This is a genomic window from Vannielia litorea, assembly GCF_900142295.1.
Classification (GTDB): Bacteria; Pseudomonadota; Alphaproteobacteria; order Rhodobacterales; family Rhodobacteraceae; genus Vannielia; species Vannielia litorea.
In genome coordinates, this window is sequence record NZ_FSRL01000001.1 from 1,939,969 (window position 1) to 1,956,294 (window position 16,326).

Consider the following 16,326-nt stretch of genomic DNA (forward strand, 5'->3'; position numbering starts at 1 on the left):
CCTCTTTCGTGGTTAACGCCGGTCCGCACCCTCTTCGTCCGGGGATTTCTGCAAAGCCAATTCGGCCATCGCGGCCTCTATGATCTGCCCCATCGCCTTGCCCGCTGCCGGGTGCACCACACCGCCCACGGCCACCGTCCGGCCGCGCACCCACCACAGGCCAGGCGCCCAGCCAAACTGCTGTTTTTCCCTCATTTTCAGAACAAACCCGCCTGCCGGTTTCATCGCGAAGGCGCCGCGCTCCACCCGGTCGATCTGCTCCAGCCGGGCCAGCACGCGCCCGCCCTCGACCACCAGAGCGCCGTCGCGCAGCACCAGCTCGCCCTCGGTCGCCTGCCACAACCAGACGCCCATCCCTACAACGCCCCCCGCCAGCCCCACCAGAACCACCCGAACCCCAAGCGGCCCGTCCCCGGAAAAACCCATTTTGAACAAGACGTAAGCCAGCAAACCGAACATGGCTGCGGCGAAGATCCGGCGCAGCAGCGAGGCGCCGATGCGGAAGTCGGGAAGCTCTGTCATGCCCTCTCATAGCAGGCCCGGAGCGCGGCGCAATCCTGTGCGCGAATGCACGCAGGTCAGGCAGGCGGCGCATATCTGCGCTCATTGCTGCAACCCCACCGCCTCCCTATCTTCAAGGGCGAAAGGAGACCGCCATGTCCATCCGCCCCGTCACCGAAATCCGCCCCGCCCAGGCCACCCTGGAGGGCGCCGGCGTCAAGCTGCACCGCGCCTTCGGGTTCCATAACCCCAAGGAACTGAACCCTTTTCTGCTCTTCGACGACTTCCGCAACGAACGGCCCGAGGACTTCATCAAGGGCTTTCCCTGGCACCCGCACCGAGGCATCGAGACCATCACCTACGTGCTCGCCGGCACTGTCGAGCACGGTGACAGCCTCGGCAACCGCGGCGTCCTCGGCCCGGGCTCGATCCAGCTCATGACCGCCGGGTCGGGGATCATGCACCAGGAAATGCCCTCGGGAAACGAGAAGGGCCAGATGCACGGCTTCCAGCTCTGGGGCAACCTGCCCGCCTCGCTGAAGATGACCGCCCCCCGCTACCAGGACATCGCCGGCACCGAACTGCCTGAAATCCTTGACGATGATGGCACCCGCGTGAAGGTCGTGATCGGCGATTACCGGGGCTACAAGAGCCCTGTCGACGGCATCGCCGCCGACCCGCAGTACCTCGACATCTTCGTGCCCGCCGGGGTCCGCAAGACCTTCAAGGTCGACACCTACCGCCGCGCCTTCGCCTATGTCTTCGAGGGCAACGGCCGCTTCGCCGACGCCTCCGCCCCGGGCGGCGTGCTGCTCGAGAAGGAGGTGATGGGCGAGGAGGTCAACATCCGCGACCTGTCGGGAGACCGCACCCTCGTGCGCTTCGGCACGGGCGACGAAGTGACTGTTCAGGCTGGCGAAAAAGGCATCCGCTTCCTGCTGATCTCGGGCGCGCCGATCAACGAGCCGGTGGCCTGGCATGGGCCGATCGTGATGAACACGCCCGCCGAGTTGCAACAGGCCATGACAGACCTGCGCAACGGCACCTTCGTCAAACCGGCGCATTGAAAGACCACGTCATCCTCGGGTCAGGCCCGAGGACGACCGCCCCACCGCGGTGTTAATCCGGATTTAACCCGCGGCGGAGATACTTGCGGGACCAAACGAAAGGATCACGCCCCCTTCACAGCCCGCCGCACCATGTTCCAGTAGATCCGCTCCACGCGGTCCTGGCTCAACCGGCCGCCCTCGCGATACCAGGTGTTCACGCCGTTCAGCATGGCGATCACCGCCATCGTCGCCAGCCGCGTGTCGGGGATCTGGAACACGCCTTTCTCCTGGCCGTCCACCAGCACGGCCTCCACTGCGTCCTCGTAGCGTCGGCGCAGCGCCGAAATCACCTTCCGGTTCTCCGGCTCCAGGTTGCGCAATTCCATGTAGTTGATGAACACCCCGTCTTTGTGGGTGAGGTTGTAGCCGATGTGATACCGCACGATCCACTCCAGCCTCTCGCCGGGGCTGCCATCGGGCATTGCGGCTATCCCGGCCAGCACGTCGCCCATGTGGTCATGCATCAGATCAAATAAAAGAGCCTGTTTATCAGTGGTATAGGTGTAGAGGGCCCCGGCCTGAACGCCCACTTCGCGGGCGATCTGGCGCATCGAGACCGCCGCAAACCCGTATTGCGCGAAGAGCCGAAGTGCCGCCTCGCGCACCTTCGGCCCGGTGATTTCCGCATGAGAGCCCGCCTTCCTCGCCATGCCCGCCACCAAACCCTGAACGTGCGTTCAATTCAAGCGTGGATGTCAGCCCTCATATCGCGCTTCCCTCCTCCCGCGCCGTTGGCTACCCTCGCCGCCATGACCCGCGCCGCCCTCCTCCTCTGCCTCGCCCTCGCCGGCTGCACCCAGTTTCCCGAGCTCGACGCGGTCACCAGCGCCTCGGCCAAGTCCGCCGCCTACCCGCGCCTCGTGCCGATCGACGGCATCCTCGCCCGGGCAGGCAGCTCCGGCACGGACCCGGTGGCCCTGCGCAGTTCGCTCGAGGCCCGGGTCGCCGGCCTGCGCACCCGCGCCGCCCGGATGCGCGGCCCGATCATCGAGCCGCCCGTGCGCGCCCGGATGAACGACGCCCTGCGCCGCCACGCCGCCCTCCATTCCGGTTGAGCCCGGTTTCGCAACCGGCTATGCCCGCGCAGGAATTTCACCCGATGGAGGCTTGCCATGTCTGACCCGCTTCGCCTTGGAATCGCCGGGCTCGGCACCGTCGGCACCGGGGTCGTCAAGATCGTCCGCCGCCACGCCGATCTGCTCACCGCCCGCACCGGACGGCCCATCACCATCTCGGCCGTCTCGGCCCGCTCGCGCGACAAGGACCGGGGCGTGCCGCTCAAGGATTACGCGTGGGAAGACAACGCGGTAGAGCTCGCCCAGCGCGATGACGTCGATGTCTTCGTCGAGCTGATGGGCGGCGAGGATGGCCCGGCCAAGGCCGCCACCGAGGCCGCCATCGCCGCCGGCAAGCAGGTTGTCACCGCCAACAAGGCCATGCTGGCGATCCACGGTCAGAACCTCGCGGAGGCCGCCGAAGCCTCGGGCACCCAGATCCGCTACGAGGCCGCCGTCGCAGGGGGTATCCCGGTCATCAAGGCGCTCACCGAGGGGCTCGCGGGCAACGAGATCACCCGCGTCATGGGGGTGATGAACGGCACCTGCAACTACATCCTCACCAAGATGGAAGCCACCGGCCAGGGCTACAACGCGCTCTTCGAGGAATGCGCCAAGCTGGGCTATCTCGAGGCCGACCCCAACCTCGACGTGGGGGGCATCGACGCCGCCCACAAGCTGGCGATCCTCTCCTCCATCGCCTTCGGCACGCAGGTCAACTTCGACGGCATCGAGATCGAGGGCATCCAGCGGATCACCCTCTCCGACATCCGCCACGCCGCCGACATGGGCTTCCGCATCAAGCTGCTGGGCGTCGCGCAGATGACAGGCCGCGGGCTGGAGCAGCGGATGACCCCCTGCCTCGTGCCCTATGACTCGCCCCTCGGCCAGCTCGAGGGCGGCACCAACATGGTGGTGATCGAGGGCGACTCGGTCGAGCAGATCGTGCTGCGCGGCCCCGGCGCAGGTGAGGGCCCCACCGCCTCCGCCGTCATGGCCGACATCTGCGACATCGCCCGTGGCACGCGGCTGCCGGTCTTCGGTACACCCTCGAACACGCTCACCAAAGCGCCCGCCGCACGCTCGGCCTCGGCCGCGCCCTACTACCTGCGGATGGACCTGCACGACAAGCCGGGCGCCATGGCAAAGGTGGCCGCAGCCCTCGGCGAGGCCGGCGTCAGCATCGACCGGATGCGCCAGTACGGCCACGACAACGAGGCCGCCCCGGTGCTCTTCGTCACCCACAAGACCACGCACGCCTCGCTGGCCGCCGCCCTCGAGGCCATCGGCAAGACAAGCGTGGTGCTGGGCGAGCCCGTGGCGCTGCGGATCGAGCATCTCTGACCGGCTTTGTCACTTGAGCCGTGGCGCGCAGATGGCCATGCTGCGGCCATGTTGCGGCTCGCCCTGATCCTCGCCCTCCTTGCGCTCCCCGCCCAGGCGCAAAGCCTCTCCGACCGCGCCTTTCAGGCCGCGCAATGGGCCATGTTGTCCTCCGCCGGCAGCGCGATCCGTCAGGCCGGAGTTCGCAGGTCGGCAGGCGACGGCGCCCTGGCCGCCCTGCTCAAGGCCCGTCAGCAAGTGGCCGACCGCCGGGCCAGGGCCGAGGCCGATCTGGGCGCTCTGGGGCGCGACGGCACCGCCGCCACCGCCGAGGCCACGCGACTCTCGGGCGAGATCGAGGGCTATTCCGTCGAGATCGCCAGGCTCGACCGACAGATCGAGGCCGACTTTCCCCGGTTTCACGAGCTGACCCGCCCACAGCCGCTGACCCTCTCCGAGGTGCAGGGCCTGCTTGGTGCCGACGAGGCGCTGCTCTTCCTCTACTCGGGCGCCCGCGAAACTCACATCTGGGCCGTCACCCCCGGCGGCAGTGCTTGGCAGCGCATCTCGATCGGCCGCGACCAGCTTGCCGACGATGTCGCAACCCTGCGCCGTTCGCTCACGGCCGCCAACAACGCACGCGGGGCCGAGGCGCTGAAGACATTGGGGAAATCCCGCCAGATCGCGCCTTTCGACAGGCTGACGGCCCATCTGGTCTACACAGACCTCCTGCGCGACGTGCTGGAGCTGATCCCGCCGGGCACGCGAGTGTATACCGTCACCCAGGGCCCGCTCTCCGGCCTGCCTCTGGCGCTGCTGGTCACCGCATTTCCGCAGACCAGCCCCGAGATGGATGGCGACCCCGACACGTTGCGCGCCACGCCTTGGCTCTTCCAGCGGCACCCGCTTGTCACCCTGCCCACCGTCGAGAGCCTGCGCAGCGTGGCCCAACCTGGCCCCGCGCGACCGCCAGGTGCACAGGCCTTTCTCGGCATCGGTGCGCCCACGCTCACCGGCGGGGCTGCCGGGTTGCGCGGCGTCGCCTTCACCGATGCGGGCGCAGATCCCGAGAGCATCCGCGCGCTCGCCCCCCTGCCCGGCACCCTGCGCGAACTCCGGGCGATCGCGGCCACCTTCGGGGCCGGTCCCGAACGCCTGCTGACCGGCGATGCCGCGCGCGAGCCCGCCCTGCGCGCGGCCGGCCTCGAGACGGCCGAGGTGGTGGTCTTTGCCACCCATGGGTTGCTCTCCGGAGATCTGACCGGACTTGCAGAGCCCGCCCTGGTGCTCACCCCGCCCGATGCCGCCAGCCCCCAGGACGATGGGCTTCTGACCGCCTCCGAGATCGCCGACATGAGCCTTGTCGCCGACTGGATCGTGCTTTCGGCCTGCAACACGGCAGGCGGCGACGGACGGCCCGATGCCGATGGCCTTTCCGGCCTCGCCCGGGCCTTCCTCGTGGCCGGGGCGCGCAGCATCATGGTCAGCCACTGGCCGGTGCGCGATGACGCCGCCGCCCGCCTCACCTCCGACAGCTTCGCCGGCCTGAAGGCCGGACTCCCGAGCAAGGCCAAGGCGTTGCAGGCGGCCATGCAGGCAATGCTCCAGGATCCGGGCGACCCCACGATGGCCCACCCCGCCGCCTGGGCGCCATTCATCCTTGTCGGAGACGGCAGATGAAGCGCCTCGCCCTTGTGCTCCTTCTCGCGCTCTTCCCGGCGCTCACCGCAGCTCAGGGCATCGAGTCCGACGGCCCCGCCTTCGACGAGATGCTCTCCCGGATCAACGAGGCCATGGCCACGGGCGATGATGACGCCATCTATGCCACGCTCAATGCCGGTATCCGCGAGGCCCGCGAGAAGGGCCACCTGACCCCCGGCTGGTCGATCTTCTATGCCATGCTCACCGATGCCGCGCGGCTTCAGAAGAACAACCCCGCCTACGCCCTGCAACTGGCCGAGGACGGCCTCGCTCTCGTGGCGCAGTCCGATGGCAGCTACGAGGAGGTGGGCTGGGTGCTGATGGTGTCGCGTGCCTATGCGCTGGCCGACCTGGGGCGCCACGCCGAGGCGGTGGAGGTCGGGCGATCCGCGTTGCCGCCCTTCCGCAAGGCCTTTGGCGACGAAGACGCCGACGAGTTTGCCGGCTATGTCGACCAATGGGAGCGTGGCGAACTGGGCGACTTCAACCGATCCTCCCTCGACGTCGCCCAGGACAGGGTGAACCAGGCCGAAACAGCCTTCGGCAAGGGAGAATACGGCCGCGCGATCGAACTCGCGCAATCCGCCCGCATCCCGGCGATTGCCGGAGCCAGCCCCGATGCCCTCCTGGCCGCTGGGCTGAACTTTCGGGCCGAGCACATCGTGGGGCAGGCCCAGGCCAGCCTGAACCGGCCACGGGACGCCTGCGCCAGCTTCCTCTCCGCCCTGCGCCACATAGCCGAGCCCTGGGAGGGCAGCGGCCGGGTCACTTGGCGCTTCACGCCGGAACTGGAGCAGGACCGGCAAATGCTCTACCGGCACATGAGCCGGCTGAGCGCCTGCGCGGCGACGCTGGGCAACGCCGATCTCGCCAATGCCGCCCTGGTGGAAGCCGAGGCACTGGCCGACCCGCCGGACTGGCGCGCCGACGCCATGGTCACCCGCGCGTCCCTGCTGGCCAGCACCGGAAGCTGGATCGAAGCCCATGAGCTGCTGCAAGAGGCCGTAGCCGTTGCCGAAACCTCGCAGAACAGCGCCATCATCAGCTCCACGGCCTTCTATGCCGCGCTCGTTGCGGTCAAGACCGCCTCGCTCCGCGAGGTCGCCGTTCCCTCCCAGGCCCTCATCGCCTCGGCCGAAGCCATCCTGCATCAGCCCGACCCGCCACTGGGCCACGCCTTCGTGCTGCGCGAGACCGCCCAGACCCTGCTGGCGGTCGGCCAGACAGATGTGGCGGTCGGGTTTGCCGAACGCTCTGTCATGATCCAGCGCGAGTGGGTGCAGCAATCCACCGACAGCGAGTTCGGCACCGACCAGGCCCGCATCGGCATGGCGACAGCGGTCGAGACCTTTCTGTCCGCCGCCCATGGCGTTGCCGAAGCCACGGCCCCTGCGGAGGCCTGCCCGGAGCCCGAATACCGCCACTGCGTCATCGTCGAGTGATCGCTTGCGCTAACACGCCGCGCAAGGGTTGCACCGCCCATGGCGGAAGGCTACCCAAGCGTCAAACAGCCAGCCACGAGGGGCACCCGATGACCAAGAAGCCTGAATTCCACGACCGGATGCTCTCGCTGGGCCTCGCCCGCGTGTCGGAGGCCGCCGCGCTGGCCTCGGCCAAGCTGATCGGCCGCGGCGACGAAAAGGCCGCCGACCAGGCGGCCGTGAACGCCATGCGCGACCAGCTCAACAAGCTCGACATCAAGGGCGTGGTGGTGATCGGCGAAGGCGAGCGCGACGAGGCCCCGATGCTCTACATCGGCGAGGAGGTGGGCACCGGCACCGGGCCGGAGGTGGATATCGCGCTTGACCCGCTCGAGGGCACCACGCTGACTGCCAAGGACATGCCCAATGCGCTGACCGTCATCGCCATGGCGCCGCGCGGCTCCATGCTGCACGCCCCGGATGTCTACATGGAAAAGCTCGCCATCGGCCCCGGCTACCCCGAGGGGATCGTCAGCCTCAGCCAGTCCCCTTCCGAGCGCGTCCGCCTTCTGGCCGCCTCCAAGCAGGCCACGCCGGCTGATATCACCGTCTGCATCCTCGAACGCCCCCGCCACGAGGAGCTGATCGCCGAGGTCCGCTCGACCGGTGCCGCGATCCGCCTCATCACCGATGGCGACGTGGCCGGCGTCATGCATTGCGCCGAGCCCGAGAAGACCGGGATCGACATGTACATGGGCCTCGGCGGGGCGCCTGAAGGCGTGCTCGCGGCTGCCGCGCTCAAGTGCATGGGTGGCCAGATGTGGGGCAAGCTCACCTTCCGCAACGACGACGAGCGCGGCCGTGCCGCCAAGGCCGGGATCGAAGATCTCGACAAGATCTACAGCCGCGACGAGATGGTCCAGGCCGACGTGATCTTCGCCGCCACCGGCGTGACCGATGGCTCGATTCTGTCGGGCATCAAGCGCGAGGTCGGCTATCTCACCGCCGAAACCCTGCTGATGCGCTCCAAGACCGGCTCAGTACGTCGAATGCAGTACCGCAACCCGACCTCCGCGATGTAATGCCAGCCTTCCTCGGCGTCGAAGAGTCCCTGACAGGGCGGCGCTGGGTTGGCCCCGCGCCCGAGGAAGACCGGCTGGCCGAGGCCATGGCCCAGGCCACCGGCCTCCCTGCCCCTCTGGCCCGCCTGCTGGTGCAGCGTGGCGTGCCTCAGGAAGACGCCGCGGCCTTCCTCGCCCCGTCGCTGCGCGATCTCCTCCCCGACCCGCGCAAGCTGCGCGACATGGAGATCGCGGCCGCACGGCTGAACCGCGCCGTGGAGCGCACCGAGAAGATCGCGATCTTCGCCGATTACGACGTCGACGGCGGCACTTCCGCCGCCCTCCTCATTCGCTGGCTCCGGGCCCTGGAGCGCGATGCCACGCTCTACGTGCCCGACCGTGTGGGCGAAGGCTATGGCCCGAACGCACCCGCGATTTCCGAGCTGTCCCGGTCTCACAGCCTCATCATCTGCGTCGATTGCGGCACGCTCTCGCACGACGCCCTTGCCGCCGCCGGAGGCACCGACGTGGTGGTGCTCGATCATCACCTGGGGGGCGAAACGCTTCCGCCTGCAGTCGCCGTGGTCAACCCCAACCGCCAGGACGAAACCGGCGAGCTGGGTCATCTCTGCGCCGCCGCCGTGGTGTTTCTTTGCCTCGTCGAAGCCAACCGGCAGCGCCGCGAGGCTGGAAGCGCGCCCCTGCCCGACCTGATGGGGCTGCTCGATCTCGTGGCCCTCGCCACCGTTGCAGACGTGGCGCCGCTCGTCGGCGTCAACCGCGCTCTCGTGCGGCAGGGCCTCAAGATCATGGCGCACCGCGCCCACCCCGGGCTTGCCGCCCTGGCCGACGTGGCCGGTGTGGACCGTGCGCCCACGCCCTATCATCTGGGCTACCTGCTCGGCCCCCGGATCAACGCGGGCGGCCGCGTGGGCCGCGCCGATCTGGGCGCGCGCCTTCTGGCCACCGACGATCCGCTCGAGGCCCGCGAGCTGGCAGAACGCCTCGACACGCTCAACAAGGAGCGCCGCGACATCGAGGCCGCCGTGCAGCAGGCCGCGATGGAACAGGCCGAGGCCCGCGGGATGGAAGCTCCCCTCGTCTGGGCCGCCGGAGAGGGTTGGCATCCCGGCGTTGTCGGCATTGTCGCATCACGCCTGAAAGAGGCCACGGGCCGACCCGCCGTGGTGATCGGCCTGGAGGACGGCGAAGGCAAGGGCTCGGGCCGCTCCATTTCCGGGGTCGATCTGGGCGGATGCGTGCACCGTCTGGAGGATGAGGGGCTGATCCTTCGGGGTGGCGGGCACAAGATGGCGGCCGGGCTTTCGCTCACGATCGACCAGCTTGAACCCGCGATGGCGCGCCTCTCGGAGCTACTTGCCCGGCAGGGCGCCGGTGCCGACGGCCCGCGTGACTTGCGGCTGGACGGGCTGATCCTGCCCACCGCCGCCACGGTCGATCTGATTGAGGCGCTCGAACAGGCAGGCCCTTTCGGCGCCTCGGCCCCGGCCCCACGCTTCGCCCTGCCGGAGGCAGCCCTGGCCGATGCGCGCGTGGTCGGAGAAGACCACCTCAAGATATCGGTGCGCACAGCCATGGGCCAACGACTTGACGCCATCGGCTTCCGCCTTGCCGACACGCCCCTGGGCCGGGCCATGCTGGAGTCGCGCGGCGGCGCCTGGCATCTGGCCGGGCGGCTCGAGGTGAATCACTGGCAAGGCCGATCGCGCCCGCAACTGCGCCTCGAAGACGCCGCGCGCGCCTGAACCGCCCCGCCGGGCGCCTTGTTTCAAAGGCCCCAAGCCGCATCGCAAAAATCGTGACCTCGGGCGCAAAAATCTTCTTGCGCTCACTCGGGGCTTTGCCTAAACACCCCCCCACGGCTGGACCCTGCCCCGTTCGTCTATCGGTTAGGACGCCAGGTTTTCAACCTGGAAAGAGGGGTTCGATTCCCCTACGGGGTACCAGCCGATTTTTTGTGCCCATGTTTTCAGGCACTTAAAGGCCAAGATTGTCCCACCGGTTAAAACCCGACCGAAAAGTGGGACACTTTTGGACTACTTACGTTCTCCCCCCATCTTGGTCAGAGCGGCCTCCGCGCGGACCTTTTGACTGGCGGCTTTCGTGTACCGCGTCACCTCTTTCGAGGTCTGGTGTCCGGTGATCGCCATGATCTCAAACTCGCTGCATCCAAGCTCGGCCAGTCGAGCGGCCGCGGCCTTCCTCAAACCATGCACAGAACAGTGCGGAAGCCCGGCTTCATCGCACCATTTTCGGAAGCGGTTGCCGAAACCGGCGTTGGTGTAGGACCGCCCGTAACCGTTCACCAGAAAGGTCATGTCGCCGGTCGTCGTGGCGGCGATGATCCGCTGCAACTCGGGCACCACGGGGATCTCCAGGCGGACCGGGTTGCGGCCCTTTCCCTTTTGCTGCGTGAAGGTCAACCACCCGCCGCGGAGGTGCTGCTTGCCCAGTAGTACGAGGTCGGAACGGCGCTGCCCGGTGTAGAGCGCGAGGGCCAGCGCCAGCCGGGCAGTCGTGCCAACCGGGTGTTTTTTCTCATACGTCTCGATTTCCTCTATCGTCCACGAATGGAAGCCTTCGGGGTTGGAGCGCAGAAATTCCACATCCTTTGCCGGGTTGGCGTCGGCCAGATCATAGGTCACACCGAAACGGTAAAGCTGGCGGAGCGCCTTCACCATGCTATTGGCAGCCTCGGGCCGGTCGGCCAGCGCATCGCGGCGGGCGCGGATATGGCGGGGGAGTAGTAGCGCGAAGGGCTTGTCTCCGTCGCCCTTGTTCTCGCAGAACCGCTCCAGGATCGACCGGCGGACTTTCTGTGTCCGAGGGTCGAGTTCCCGAAACATCGAGGATTTGTAGTACTGAACGCAAAGCCATTTCACGCTGCGTGGCACCACGCTGCCCGGACTCGAGGACCGCTGTTTGGGGGCCTTCGGGCCTTCCGCTGCCCGGCGGTAGTCGGTCAGAAATTCAGGCGAGCCCAGGGGGCCGCGCAGCCGGACTTTCTGCCCGTGGCGGCGGTAGTAAAGGCGGACGGTCCCGTGGCGGTCGGTATCCTCCACCACGTATTTCAATCGCATCTTCATAGAGTCCTCGGGCATCTATTCGTCCCAAGGATTGTGGTCTGAGTCGTCACCACCGGGCAAGGCGTCGAAAAATCTGTCCAGAGAACGCACGTCCCAGACGCGCCGCCCGTCGATTTTCTTGGGTTTGGGCATCCGGCCATCCGTGACCAGCGCGTCGAATTTGGAGGCCCCGACACCGATGTAGGCCGCCGCCTCCACTCGCGACAGGCCGCGCCGCGTGGGCGGCGGCAGAAGGTCGCGGTGGGACGTGGAGGCGGCGGCTAGGGTCACTGGTTTAAACGCTCAGTCGAACCCGGGCAGTGCCCGAAGGGTTGCCCGCCGCTGCGACGGCATGGCCGATGAAGGTGTTATCAGTGGCCGTCACGGTCACTTCGCCTTCGGTGGCATCCCAATAGACGGCAGCACCCACGGTCACGACATCGGTGCTGGCCTTCGGAAGCTCGAAGACTCCCAGCGTCTGGATGGTCACATCTTCACCAGAGGCAGCATCGCCGGAGGCTACGCCAAAGAGGGCGCCGACCAGGACACCCTCCCCGGACGCCACGGCAGCCGGGGCGGCAACGGTGATTGCCTCGCCCTTTTGCACAAAGTTCTTCATTTCAGGTCCCTTTCGAGGTCTGGAAGGTGATGGTTGCCGGGCGGGATTGCCCGGCAACCTGCCGTTCGAGGTCGGCAATATAGGCGGCGAGACGGGGTGCGGAGGCTCGGGTGTATTCGATCCGCTCGCCGTTCTGATCGACGTAGACCAGGGCGGCCTCACCGATCATGAGGCGGTGATAGGCGGCCCGTGCCTCCGCAAGCTGTTCAGCCGTGGTCGCCGTGGTCGCCATCAGGCGGCGCCCTCGTTGAAGTAGGCCCCGCGCCAGTCGAGCCATCCGGCACCGAAGTCGAGGAATGCCCGATACTTCATGCCGAGGGTGTCCCATGCTTCCGTCCGCTGAATCTGGACACCTTGCGCGGCGGAAAGGTATCCGAACTGGAGCGCCGGCAGTCGGGCCGGATCAGCGAAGATGAACCACCGATCATCGGTGATGCGAGGCTCCACCAGGAGCGTCAGCTTGCCTGTGAAGGGATTCACATCGTCCACGGACGCCGCATAGATCGACGCCAACAGCGACTCTGCAGCCGTCTCCAATTCCGGCCCGACCAGAAGGTATTTGGGCTTGGAGTTGATGAGAGTCTTCCCGTCGAGCCCTTTGAAGCCCCGCATCGCTTTGCGGGCCAGGTCCAGCGTGGTAACGGAGGGGTCGGCTCCGGTATCGGCGAGGTTGCCCCGGGTGCTGTGGAAGACGGCGGTGCCGTCCGACAGGCTCGGATTGCTGGTGAGCAGGTCCACCAGAATGTCGGCCTCGGTCTGCGCGGCGGCCTCGCCAAAGGCGGCGGTCATGTCGCCCAGAAGGCCCAGATCGTCGTCGATCAGAAGTTGCCGGGATACGGTGAGACCACGCGCATAGGTCTTGAGGCGCATGGTCTCGCCGTTCTCGGCGCGGCTGGTGTGGGTGATTTCGCCGTGTTCGTCGATCTCCTCCAAGCGGCCCATCTCGCCAAGCCGGATCGAGGTCGACTCCTTGAAGTTGGAAAGCGTGCGCTGGCGGCACAGGCTCTTGAGGGGCGACTCGGCTGCCTTGTAGGTGTCCAGGGCAACCTTGTTCATGGCGTTGGAAACCACCAGGGGGAAATCGCTGGTGCCGTGGGCGGCCCGCTGGAACGTCTCATCGGCGGACATGCCCCGATGCGACACGCCAGCCCGGGAAAGAGCCGAGCGGGCCAAGTCGAGCATCGAGTCGCCCAGATATTGGCGAGACACTTCCGGGCATTCGCCACCGGCCATACGCGTTGCCACGGCGTCCGCTTGGCGCCGCGTGATGACCGCCGGATCGTCGTTCTGGGGCGCGGTCGTGCGAATGACCGGCGTGGAGCGGGTCTGCATGTGATCGAAGATCGCGGCCTTGGCGGCGTCCACCGTGGCCTCTTGGTCGATCAGATCGTCAGCGATTTCCGCGCCGAGGCCAGCCGAGCGGACCAGGGTGCGGATCTCGGACCGGCGGGTGCGCTCGGCATCCTCCGGCGGGGTTACGGTTTGGGTGTTGGGCATGGTGCCTCCTGTCGCGGCGCGGTTACTAGGGTTACCGCCCAGCCGCGCCGTTGCGCTGGGGGCTGTTTCGGAGCGGACTCGCGCGGCCCTGTCAGCCGGGTCCGGGGTCAAGCTGATCTCTCGAAGGGTCCAAGATGCGGGGCGGCGAACACGTTGGCCGTTCTCGTGCGTTTCACGCCACGCGGCGACCGCGTAACCGATGCTCACCCCTGTCAGGGTGCCTTCGGCGACCCGTTCAACAATGGGAGCGGCGTCTTCGGCTGCGGACAGGCGCAGAGTGGCCAAGAGCTTGTCGCCGTCCACCCGAAGGCTCTGAACAATCCCAACCACATCACGGGCGCTCGCACCCCGATGGGAGTCATAGACCGGCAGATCAGTCACCGCGGAGAGGTCCAGCGTGGCCATGTCCAACGTCTCGGCGTAGGCCACGCCGCGCGCATCCTTGCGCATCACCGGGGCCTGGGTGGCCGCGATCACCTCAACCGTCATCGTGTCGGGGTCCCAGGTCGTGGGTGCTGTCGTTGCAGCCCGGGTGACGTGGGTGGCGTCGGCCCACAGGTCAGGCGGGTTCGCGTGACTATCGTCAAAGATCGCTGCGGGCGGACCGTAGGTTTTGACGCTGGTGGCATACCGATCGAGGCTCATTCGACAAACTCCTTTTCGGGGTTGGAGAAGTTCAGGCCAAGGGCGGCCTCGCGTTCCCGGTCTGCTGCGATCTCGGCGTCGAGGTCGGCGATGTTCCAGCCAAGGCTTGCTACGGCTTGGCGGCGCGAGGTCAGCCCGGCACCAAGCATTTCCTTGAGGGCGGCCACATCCTTTGCCGGGTCTACTTGCATCGGGCGGGGCGCCAGCCATTCGGCTTTGAGTGCGGGCTCCAGATCGGCAACGTCCAGCCGCCCCGAGATGTATTCGTGGGCGATGACCCTGCGGAACGCGGGGGCGAGAAACTGCGGGACCAAGGCGTGATACTGGAATTGCTCCACCTTCGCGCGAAAAGGCAGAAGCCCAGCCCGCAGGCTCGAATAGTTCGCGCCGCTCAGATCGCCGTCCAAGAGGTGCTGAGGGACACCTAGGCCAGCGGCAATCTGCCCAAGGGTCAGCTTGGCGAAGGCAATGGAGTCCTTGGCTTCGGTGGGCGAATTGAACTTGATGTCTGTGCCTGCGGGAAGGACCCGAACCACGCCGGGCTCTAAGCTGAGGTCCGCCAGTCCATCGGCGTCGGGGAAGGCACCGCCACCGTTCAGGTTGTTTTGGTCGGTGACGAACCCGGCGTGCATCGCGGCAATCTTCGCACCGACCAGGAGCGCGTCTTGCAGTTGGTCGAACTCGTTGACCGTCAAGAGGATTGGGGCCAGCCACGAGACCCCGCGCACCTGTCCGGCACCAAGGGGCTTGAAGATGTGGAGCATGTCTTCGGCGGGCACGCGCACAGGCTGCCCGGCGGTCGGGAATAGCTCGGTCGGGCGATGCGGCTGGACATGATAGGCCACACGGCGGCCCAATTGGTCGAACTCCACACCCGCCGCGATGTAGCCGCCATTACCGAGGTCCCGAGTGATCGACTCGTCCACCATTTCTGCCGGGATAAGGCGAAGCCGGACGCCTTCGGGCCCTTCCTCAATCATGGCGAAGGCTTCGCCATCCACGATCACAGCTTCCACCACTGCGGCGGTCATGCCCCGAAAATCAGTCCGACCCTCGGCGTCAATCTCGGCGGCCCGGGCATTGAAGTGCGAGTCGATTACCGGGCGGAGGTCGGTGTCGGGGTGACTCGAGTTTGCTTCGATACCTGCCCCCACTGTCTCCGCCACCCATGCACCTACGGCGTTCCTCAGGTAGCCGTTGTTGGCGTAGGCATGGCGAGCCCTAGCGCGGATCGGTGCGGCAGCGGCGATGGTCTCAGCACCGACCGGCCCGGACGCACGGAACCCATGTGCCCGGCGTCCGCCAGTTTCTGCATCGAAGCTACGGCGGATCGGTGCGGGGGCGGCTTGGCGGCGAAAGATGCGGTCAATGAGGCTCATTGGTCGTCGGGCTCCAGACAATGCAGGAAGGGGCACAGGGTGGCCGAGATGGGCCACCGCGCGACAAAGGCGGTGTGAACATTGCCAAGCGCCGGGCGGCCCCGTGTCTCGGGCTCATAAGGCGACCAGTCGGGCAATGTGATCGGGCGGCACCAGGCAGCCCGGATACCCGCTCGCACGGGTTGCCCAGGCGCGATGATGTGAACGAAGGCCAGCGCCAGGTCGAAATCCTCGCCCTCACGGATTGCGGCCAGAGTTTCCGGCAGCGCCGCAACGTGGAAGCCCGGGCGTATCTCCATCGCGGGGCCACGCTCCACGCCATAGTCGCGCAGGACTTGGAGACAACAGGCAAACGCCGCTTCGCCAAGTTCTAGGCGACGGGGTCTGCCCGCCCCCGGTGTCGCTGCATGGCCGAGAAGTCCAGTTTGGGCGGCGCCCTTCACCCGGGCGAATATAGCGTCGGCAGCCGGACCACTTTGGCCGAATGAAGCCGCGATTGCATCTGAGATTTGGCGGACTGTGAAACTCATGCGAATTTTCCCAGAGGACTCCCGGGAATTTTGAAGCGCATGATCCATCCGGGAATTTCCCGATATTCCGGCACATCTGAGTCTCGAAGGCGGCCATTCGTCATAAAGGCGAACCAGTCTTTTGGAATGCCATAGCCGAGTTGCCGAAATGCCCTTTCAAGGATGCCGTGCAGCACCTCGGGGCGTTCATTCGCGTAGGCGGCAGTGATAGCTCTCGCGAGATCAAGTGGCGTCATAGACTTTATTTTTCTCTCAATCTCGCTCATGTCACTCCCTCTCTGGTGTGGTTGGTCGGCGGGGTGGACCTCACCCCTGAAATCTTCCCCCGCCGACCGGCGTGCTGAAAGGACACCCCAGAAATATATCATCGGCATTTAGGATGCCGCGAGTAATTTGTTT

The 16,326-nt window shown here is 66.8% G+C and carries 17 protein-coding genes and 1 tRNA gene; 8 read left to right on the forward strand and 10 right to left on the reverse strand.

The window, feature by feature from the left end; genetic code table 11:
- Window positions 1-12: 12 nt before the first annotated feature.
- A complete protein-coding gene (locus BUR94_RS09625) occupies window positions 13-522 on the reverse strand; it encodes a hypothetical protein (RefSeq protein ID WP_074256040.1) in 510 nt (169 codons plus the stop codon).
- A gap of 134 nt (window positions 523-656) precedes the next feature.
- Between BUR94_RS09625 and BUR94_RS09630 the strand changes: the two genes are divergently transcribed.
- Entirely contained in the window at window positions 657-1,568 is a 912-nt protein-coding gene (locus BUR94_RS09630; protein ID WP_074256041.1) for a pirin family protein, read from the forward strand.
- Between the two features lie 104 nt (window positions 1,569-1,672).
- On the opposite strand, the gene BUR94_RS09635 is transcribed toward BUR94_RS09630, so the two are convergent.
- Complete coding sequence (locus BUR94_RS09635; protein WP_074257659.1) at window positions 1,673-2,260, reverse strand: TetR/AcrR family transcriptional regulator; 588 nt, start codon at window positions 2,258-2,260, stop codon at window positions 1,673-1,675.
- 99 nt (window positions 2,261-2,359) lie between these two features.
- Between BUR94_RS09635 and BUR94_RS09640 the strand changes: the two genes are divergently transcribed.
- The 7 genes from BUR94_RS09640 (at window position 2,360) to BUR94_RS09670 (ending at window position 10,138) form a co-directional block, all read left to right on the forward strand.
- Window positions 2,360-2,665 (forward strand): hypothetical protein, encoded by a 306-nt coding sequence (locus BUR94_RS09640; protein WP_074256042.1) that lies wholly within the window; start codon window positions 2,360-2,362, stop codon window positions 2,663-2,665.
- Window positions 2,666-2,722: 57 nt separating this feature from the next.
- Window positions 2,723-4,009 carry a homoserine dehydrogenase gene (locus BUR94_RS09645; RefSeq protein ID WP_074256043.1) on the forward strand — a complete coding sequence of 429 codons (1,287 nt, stop codon included), beginning with the start codon at window positions 2,723-2,725 and terminating at the stop codon, window positions 4,007-4,009.
- 48 nt (window positions 4,010-4,057) lie between these two features.
- Window positions 4,058-5,668, forward strand: a complete 1,611-nt coding sequence (locus tag BUR94_RS09650) for a CHAT domain-containing protein (RefSeq protein ID WP_074256044.1) — start codon at window positions 4,058-4,060, stop codon at window positions 5,666-5,668.
- On the forward strand, window positions 5,665-7,131 hold the full coding sequence (locus BUR94_RS09655; protein WP_074256045.1) for a hypothetical protein: 1,467 nt from the start codon (window positions 5,665-5,667) through the stop codon (window positions 7,129-7,131). Before BUR94_RS09650 ends, BUR94_RS09655 begins: the two co-directional genes overlap by 4 nt.
- Before the next feature lie 89 nt (window positions 7,132-7,220).
- Window positions 7,221-8,192 carry a class II fructose-bisphosphatase gene (gene glpX / locus BUR94_RS09660; RefSeq protein ID WP_074256046.1) on the forward strand — a complete coding sequence of 324 codons (972 nt, stop codon included), beginning with the start codon at window positions 7,221-7,223 and terminating at the stop codon, window positions 8,190-8,192.
- Window positions 8,192-9,937, forward strand: coding sequence for a single-stranded-DNA-specific exonuclease RecJ (recJ, locus tag BUR94_RS09665; RefSeq protein ID WP_074256047.1), 1,746 nt, complete (start codon window positions 8,192-8,194; stop codon window positions 9,935-9,937). The genes glpX and recJ overlap by 1 nt, the downstream gene beginning before the upstream one ends.
- A 126-nt stretch (window positions 9,938-10,063) precedes the next feature.
- A tRNA-Glu gene (locus BUR94_RS09670) sits at window positions 10,064-10,138 on the forward strand.
- A 90-nt stretch (window positions 10,139-10,228) separates the two neighbouring features.
- On the opposite strand, the gene BUR94_RS09675 is transcribed toward BUR94_RS09670, so the two are convergent.
- The 8 genes from BUR94_RS09675 to BUR94_RS20465 are packed head-to-tail and all read right to left on the reverse strand — an operon-like array spanning window position 10,229 to window position 16,193.
- A complete protein-coding gene (locus BUR94_RS09675; protein ID WP_245794416.1) occupies window positions 10,229-11,254 on the reverse strand; it encodes a site-specific integrase in 1,026 nt (341 codons plus the stop codon).
- 39 nt (window positions 11,255-11,293) lie between these two features.
- Window positions 11,294-11,548, reverse strand: a complete 255-nt coding sequence (locus BUR94_RS09680) for a helix-turn-helix transcriptional regulator (protein ID WP_175570448.1) — start codon at window positions 11,546-11,548, stop codon at window positions 11,294-11,296.
- Between the two features lie 4 nt (window positions 11,549-11,552).
- A complete protein-coding gene (locus tag BUR94_RS09685) occupies window positions 11,553-11,876 on the reverse strand; it encodes a DUF2190 family protein (protein ID WP_074256049.1) in 324 nt (107 codons plus the stop codon).
- 1 nt (window position 11,877) lies between these two features.
- Window positions 11,878-12,108: a gpW family head-tail joining protein gene (gene gpW / locus BUR94_RS09690; RefSeq protein WP_074256050.1), complete on the reverse strand. Its 231-nt coding sequence runs from the start codon at window positions 12,106-12,108 to the stop codon at window positions 11,878-11,880.
- Window positions 12,108-14,018 carry a prohead protease/major capsid protein fusion protein gene (locus BUR94_RS09695; RefSeq protein ID WP_217694043.1) on the reverse strand — a complete coding sequence of 637 codons (1,911 nt, stop codon included), beginning with the start codon at window positions 14,016-14,018 and terminating at the stop codon, window positions 12,108-12,110. The genes gpW and BUR94_RS09695 overlap by 1 nt, the downstream gene beginning before the upstream one ends.
- Window positions 14,015-15,397 (reverse strand): phage portal protein, encoded by a 1,383-nt coding sequence (locus BUR94_RS09700; RefSeq protein WP_074256051.1) that lies wholly within the window; start codon window positions 15,395-15,397, stop codon window positions 14,015-14,017. Before BUR94_RS09700 ends, BUR94_RS09695 begins: the two co-directional genes overlap by 4 nt.
- The gene (locus BUR94_RS20460) at window positions 15,394-15,927 is read right to left on the reverse strand and encodes a hypothetical protein (protein WP_139301255.1); all 534 of its coding nucleotides are present in this window, start codon (window positions 15,925-15,927) and stop codon (window positions 15,394-15,396) included. The genes BUR94_RS09700 and BUR94_RS20460 overlap by 4 nt, the downstream gene beginning before the upstream one ends.
- The gene (locus tag BUR94_RS20465; protein WP_139301256.1) at window positions 15,924-16,193 is read right to left on the reverse strand and encodes a hypothetical protein; all 270 of its coding nucleotides are present in this window, start codon (window positions 16,191-16,193) and stop codon (window positions 15,924-15,926) included. The genes BUR94_RS20460 and BUR94_RS20465 overlap by 4 nt, the downstream gene beginning before the upstream one ends.
- Between the last annotated feature and the right edge of the window lie 133 nt (window positions 16,194-16,326).